The 6267-nt window shown below is 51.8% G+C and carries 6 protein-coding genes; 2 read left to right on the top strand and 4 right to left on the bottom strand.

Translation table 11 applies throughout. The features are described 5' to 3' along the window. Positions 1-215: 215 nt before the first annotated feature. Complete coding sequence (locus OGY71_RS16695; RefSeq protein WP_003023753.1) at positions 216-920, top strand: FadR/GntR family transcriptional regulator; 705 nt, start codon at positions 216-218, stop codon at positions 918-920. Position 921: 1 nt separating this feature from the next. Further along, the gene (mdtD, locus tag OGY71_RS16690) at positions 922-2349 is read left to right on the top strand and encodes a multidrug transporter subunit MdtD (protein ID WP_003826995.1); all 1428 of its coding nucleotides are present in this window, start codon (positions 922-924) and stop codon (positions 2347-2349) included. Here mdtD and rbsR read toward each other — a convergent pair. From rbsR to rbsC, 4 genes are all read right to left on the bottom strand, one after another. Next, the gene (rbsR, locus tag OGY71_RS16685) at positions 2315-3307 is read right to left on the bottom strand and encodes a ribose operon transcriptional repressor RbsR (RefSeq protein WP_003023757.1); all 993 of its coding nucleotides are present in this window, start codon (positions 3305-3307) and stop codon (positions 2315-2317) included. The two genes, mdtD and rbsR, sit on opposite strands and share 35 nt — an antisense overlap. Before the next feature lie 3 nt (positions 3308-3310). Beyond that, entirely contained in the window at positions 3311-4240 is a 930-nt protein-coding gene (gene rbsK, locus OGY71_RS16680; RefSeq protein WP_003826997.1) for a ribokinase, read from the bottom strand. Between the two features lie 141 nt (positions 4241-4381). Next, complete coding sequence (gene rbsB, locus OGY71_RS16675; protein WP_003023760.1) at positions 4382-5272, bottom strand: ribose ABC transporter substrate-binding protein RbsB; 891 nt, start codon at positions 5270-5272, stop codon at positions 4382-4384. A 24-nt stretch (positions 5273-5296) separates the two neighbouring features. Further along, complete coding sequence (rbsC, locus tag OGY71_RS16670; RefSeq protein WP_003826999.1) at positions 5297-6262, bottom strand: ribose ABC transporter permease; 966 nt, start codon at positions 6260-6262, stop codon at positions 5297-5299. Between the last annotated feature and the right edge of the window lie 5 nt (positions 6263-6267).

The raw sequence follows: 6267 nt of genomic DNA, 5'->3' as shown, positions 1-6267 counted from the left end.
GCTTGTAATCCGTTGTTCCGTGTCAGTGGAGGCGCATTATAGGGAGTTATTTCAGGCTGACAAGGGGAAATTTAAAATAACTTTCCGAGTGCGTGTTTTTTCACCAAAACAACCATTAACATGCCATAAAATAAGCAAATTGCCGTTTTTGCAGCCGCAATCACACTTCCAGGTGGCATACTAATGAATAAGAAAAAGAGTAAGGAAGAACATTCATGCCGTTAAATGCCCAACAGCTAGCCGCACAGAAAAACTTGTCCTACGTTCTGGCCGAAAAGCTGGCTCAGCGAATATTAAAAGGTGAATACGCGCCGGGTGCGATATTGCCTGGCGAAATAGAGCTGGGCGATCAGTTTGGCGTGAGTCGCACCGCGGTAAGAGAAGCAGTAAAAACATTAACGGCAAAAGGTATGGTATTACCGCGCCCACGTATTGGTACACGCGTCATGCCGCAAGCAAACTGGAACTTCCTTGACCAGGAGCTGCTCACCTGGTGGATGACAGAAGATAATTTCCCGCAGGTCATTAAACATTTTCTGGTGATGCGTATCAGCCTGGAGCCTCAGGCGTGCTTACTGGCAGCGACCATAGGTACGGCTGAACAGAAAGCGCACCTCAACACGTTGATGGAAGAGATGGTCGAGCTGAAAAGAAACTTCAGACGCGAACGCTGGATTGAGGTTGATATCGCCTGGCATGAGCACATCTATGAAATGAGTGCGAATCCGTTCCTTATTTCCTTTGCATCTCTGTTCCATTCGGTTTACCAGACCTACTTTACCTCTATTACCTATAACGATGTGGTGAAACTGGATTTGCACCAGGCCATTGTCGACGCAATAGATGATAACGATGGCGATCGCGCCTTTGCTGCCTGTCAGGCATTGCTGATAGCACCGAACGTGCTACCGGATAAATAATATGTCAGAAAAGAAATCACGCAGTATGGCCGGGCTACCGTGGATAGCAGCCATGGCCTTTTTTATGCAGGCACTAGACGCCACGATCCTCAATACCGCCCTACCCGCAATAGCACATAGTCTTAACCGCTCTCCACTCGCCATGCAGTCGGCTATTATCAGCTATACCCTGACTGTCGCGATGCTGATCCCGGTAAGTGGTTGGCTGGCAGACCGATTTGGTACCCGACGCGTCTTTATGATTGCCGTTAGCCTGTTTACATTGGGATCGCTGGCCTGTGCGCTGTCCAGCTCCCTAAGCGAACTGGTGATTTTCCGTGTCATTCAGGGAATCGGTGGCGCCATGATGATGCCCGTTGCCCGTCTGGCGTTATTGCGTGCTTACCCCCGCAGCGAACTGCTTCCCGTGCTTAACTTCGTCACCATGCCAGGACTTGTGGGGCCGATTTTAGGTCCGGTATTGGGCGGTGTACTGGTTACATGGGCCAGTTGGCACTGGATCTTCCTGATTAATATTCCAATTGGCATTGCCGGTATCTTCTATGCCCGCAAATATATGCCGAACTTCACCACGCCACGCCGCGGTTTTGATATGACCGGTTTCTTTCTGTTTGGTTTGAGCCTGGTGTTGTTTTCCAGCGGCGTTGAATTGTTCGGTGAGAAGCTTGTCGAGACCTGGGTCGCACTCGGTATTATTCTTGCCAGTGTGTTGTTACTACTCGCCTATATTCGCCATGCGCGTCGCCACCCAACGCCGCTGATATCGCTTCCGATATTTAAGACTCGGACCTTTTCTGTTGGGATCGCCGGAAACCTCGCCACTCGCCTGGGCACAGGCTGCGTGCCCTTCTTAATGCCGCTGATGTTGCAGGTAGGATTTGGATATCCGGCTCTGATAGCCGGCTGCATGATGGCGCCAACAGCGTTAGGTTCAATTCTGGCAAAATCCATGGTGACGCAGGTTCTGCGCAAACTCGGCTACAGGACCACATTGGTGGGTGTTACGGTATTTATCGGCCTGATGATTGCGCAGTTCGCTTTGCAATCTCCTGCCATGCCGGTCTGGATGCTAATCCTGCCGTTGTTCATTTTAGGTATGGCTATGTCCACCCAGTTTACTTCAATGAATACCATCACTCTGGCGGATCTGACCGATGAAAACGCCAGCAGCGGCAACAGCGTATTGGCCGTTACTCAGCAGTTATCAATCAGTTTAGGGGTTGCCATCAGCGCCGCCGTTCTGCGTATCTATGAAGGTATGGAAGGAACCAATACGGTCGAGCAGTTCCACTACACCTTTATGACGATGGGCGCTATCACGGTAATATCCGCGCTGATGTTCATGCTGCTAAAAGCCAAAGATGGACGTAACCTGATCAAAGATCGGCACAAACCTAAACCGACCCCCGCTCCATCAGAACAGGAGTAAGCTGCAAACGCTGTTGCTGTAATGCGGGCTGCGCCATCCGGTGAATTAATACATCGATGGCCAGTTCGCCCAATTCATCTTTTGGTTGGTGGATGGTCGTCAGGGGCGGCGTCATATAGCGCGCCAGCTCGATATCATCGTAACCCACCACAGCCATATCCTGCGGAATGCGCAATCCTGACTGGTACAGAGCCTGATACGCGCCAACTGCCATTGCATCATTGCCTGTAAAAACGGCCTGCGGTCGCTGTTTATGCGACAGCAACGTTTGCATAGCTTCAAAGCCGCCGCCGAATTCAAAGTCACCGGTAATCTCGTAGCCTTCCGGAACAGGCAACCCCGCCCGCTTCATTGCTGCCCGATATCCTTCCAGACGCAAACGCGCCGGGGTTTTATCCAGCGGCCCGGTGATGCAGGCAATGCGCGTAAAACCTTTTTCGATAAGATGTTGCGTGGCTAAATCCCCGCCCAGCAAGGAATTATCCTGAATCAGATCGCTTTCACCATCAAAAGGCGACCAGTCCATCATCACGGTCGGTATAGAAGGATAACGCTGCATTATCTCTCTGGAAGGCTGATGTGTTTCGGTGCAGAGCAGCAACAAGCCGTCCACACGTTTTTGCATCAGAGTTTCCAGATTACGGTTCATGCGCTGTTCATCGCCTTCGGTATTGCACAGCACCAGACTGTAGCCGCGCTCAAAACAGCTACGTTCAACGCCGCGCACTAGTTCAGAATAGAAGGGATTGGTACTGGCAGTGATTAACATGCCAATCGTGCGGGTCTGGTTTAACTTGAGGCTACGCGCCAGCGCTGAGGGCGCGTAGTTCAGCGCTTTAATTGCAGCTTCTACTTTGTCAGTGACGGACTCACTGACAAAGCGATCTTTATTAATGACGTGAGAAACCGTCGACGTGGAAACACCCGCCAGGCGGGCGACGTCCTTCATTGTAGCCAAGCGTTACCTCTGTTGACTTAAAAACGCTTCTATTTCTTCGCGCCACGGAACGGAAGGCTGTGCGCCTTTACGGGTAACCGCTATCGCCGCAGCGGCATGCGCAAAACGGATCGCTTCAGGCAGCGGAGTCTCTTCCAGCAACGCTGTAATTAACGCGCCATTAAAGGTGTCTCCAGCGGCAATAGTATCAACGGCTTCCACTTTAAAACCGGGCACACGCTGACCTTCGCCATTAACGCTGGCCCACACACCGCGACTACCTAAAGTAATCAGTACAGTATGGATACCTTTAGCGTGCAATGCCTGCGCCGCTTTGGCCGCGTCTTCATCATTTTCGACCCGGATCCCCGTCAGCTTTTCAGCCTCGGTTTCATTCGGGGTAATAATATCCACCAGCGCCAGCAGTTCATCAGAAAGTTCACGTGCCGGTGCCGGGTTCAGGGCGACCATGGTCTTATTTTGATGTGCAATCTTTGCTGCAGTCAGTACGCTTTCGATCGGCGATTCTAACTGCATAAGTAAGGCGGACGCCTGAGCAATACGCTCATGCTGCGCTTCCACCAGCGCTGGCGAAAGAGCTGCGTTCGCTCCGGCATGAATGCCGATAACGTTCTCACCTTCACCATTCACAAAAATCAACGCCACACCGGTCGATTCCCCCGAAATTACGCTAATCGGCGCGATATCGATGTTATCTTTGGCTAACTGTTTACGCACACTTTCACCAATATCATCATCGCCCGTACAGGCAATGAATGCGATATTCGCGCCACTACGACCCGCAGCAACAGCCTGATTCGCGCCTTTACCGCCAAATGCGACCTGATAATGGCTACCAGTTACGGTTTCACCAGGTGTCGGGAAAGAGTTAAGGTTAAGGATGTGATCGGCATTGATACTGCCAAGAACAACGAGGTTGCCTGCGGTTTTCATATTTGGTGTTCCAAGTCAAAGTGCGCCACCGGGTTAGGGTGGCGCGTGCCCTGCTTTTCTTTTTACGCTTTCATCCCCAAAATCAGATACGGGGATGGCGTATTTATGTCTCCATCAGGCCGCGAGTGACCTGAATCGGTATTACTGCTTGATGACCAGCTTCAGGTCAACCGGATATTTAGCCTGAACCTTCTCGCCTTTCAGGACTTTATCCGCAGTCTCAACGCCTTTCGCGCCGATCTGATCCGGCAACTGAGCAATAGTCGCAGCCAGTTTGCCATCATTTACTGCTTTTTCGCCATCTGGAGTGCCGTCAAATCCAACCACCATCACATCAGATTTACCCGCGGTTTGCAGTGCGCGCAGCGCACCCAGCGCCATTTCATCGTTCTGGGCAAATACGGCCTGCACATCAGGATGCGCGGTCAGCAGGTTCTGCATGACGTTCAGACCTTTGGTGCGGTCGAAGTCTGCCGGCTGGCTGGCCAGTACGTTAAATTTGTGTGCCGCAACGGCCTGCTGGAAACCTTCACCACGCTCACGCGCCGCTGAAGTTCCGGCAATCCCCTGCAGTTCGATAACTTTCGCGCCTTCACCGGCTTTCTTCGCGATGTAATCACCCGCAATTTTGCCACCCAACACGTTATCAGACGCAATGTGGCTTACCACTTCGCCTTTGGAGGCAACACGGTCAAGGGTAATAACCGGAATTTTTGCCTGGTTAGCCATCTTCACAGCATTACCAACGGCATCAGAGTCAGTCGGGTTGATCAGCAGAATTTTAGTTCCACGAACCGTTAAGTCCTGAACGTTAGCCAGCTCTTTCGCCGGGTTATTCTGCGAGTCCAGAATCACCAGGTTGTAACCCAGCTTATCCGCCTCTTTTTGCGCCCCATCCTTCAGAGAAACAAAGAACGGGTTGTTGAGGGTGGAGACCACCAGCGCAATGGTATCTTTCGCCATCGCATTCGCGCTCACGGTGGCGCTCAGCGCAACAGCAGAAACCAGGGTAGCCAGTTTTTTCATGTTCATATTTAAGATGTCCTGTAATCGTTGTTACTGCTTTTTGTTGTCTACCAGTACCGCCAGCAAAATCACCACCGCTTTGACGATCATCTGGTAATAGGAGGATACACCTAACAAATTCAAACCATTATTGAGGAAACCAAGAATCAATGCGCCGATCAGCGTCCCAACAATACGTCCTTTACCACCCGCCAGGCTGGTACCGCCTAACACCACCGCTGCGATCGCATCCAGCTCATAGCCAGTACCTGCTGTTGGTTGCGCAGAGGAGAGGCGCGCGACTTCAATGATGCCCGCCAGCGATGCCAGCAGACCGCACAGTGAGTAAACGATAATTTTGATTTTACTGACGCTGATACCAGACAAACGCGTTGCCGCTTCGTTACCGCCCAGCGCGTAGATATAACGGCCCAGACGAGTGTGGTGCAGCATGTACCACGCCGCGAGGAAGACAATCCCCATGATCCACACTGGCGTAGGGATGCCTAACGGACGACCAATACCAAACCAGCCAAACAGATCGGCATTGTCAGTAAATCCGGTATTAACCGGACTGCCGTTGGTGTACACCATGGTCACGCCGCGCAGCAGCAGCATCATCACCAGCGTTGCAATAAACGCCTGCACCCGACCTTTCGCAACAATCACCCCGGTGACTGCACCAATGGCAGCGCCGAGCGCCAGGGCTGCAGCAACAGCCACCAGCGCATTGACCTCAATCCCTACAATTGAAGCCGCAACCGCGCCGGTAAGCGCCAGCAAGGAACCGACGGACAGATCGATACCTGACGTCAGGATAACCAGCGTCATGCCAACGGCCATGATAGCGTTCACCGACGTTTGCTGGAGAATGTTGAAAAGGTTATTAACGGTAAAAAAGTTAGGGCTCATGGTGGAAACAATCGCGATCAGCACTAACAGAGCGATGAGCGACTTTTGCTCCAGAAGCCATGCTTTAGTGAAATAACGGCGACCAGAAACAGCCTGGGTAGTCATCTTTT

It is taken from the genome of Citrobacter sp. Cpo109, from assembly GCF_030332565.1.
In the GTDB taxonomy this organism is placed as follows: domain Bacteria; phylum Pseudomonadota; class Gammaproteobacteria; order Enterobacterales; family Enterobacteriaceae; genus Citrobacter; species Citrobacter portucalensis.
This window is presented reverse-complemented; position numbering and strand designations above follow the sequence as displayed.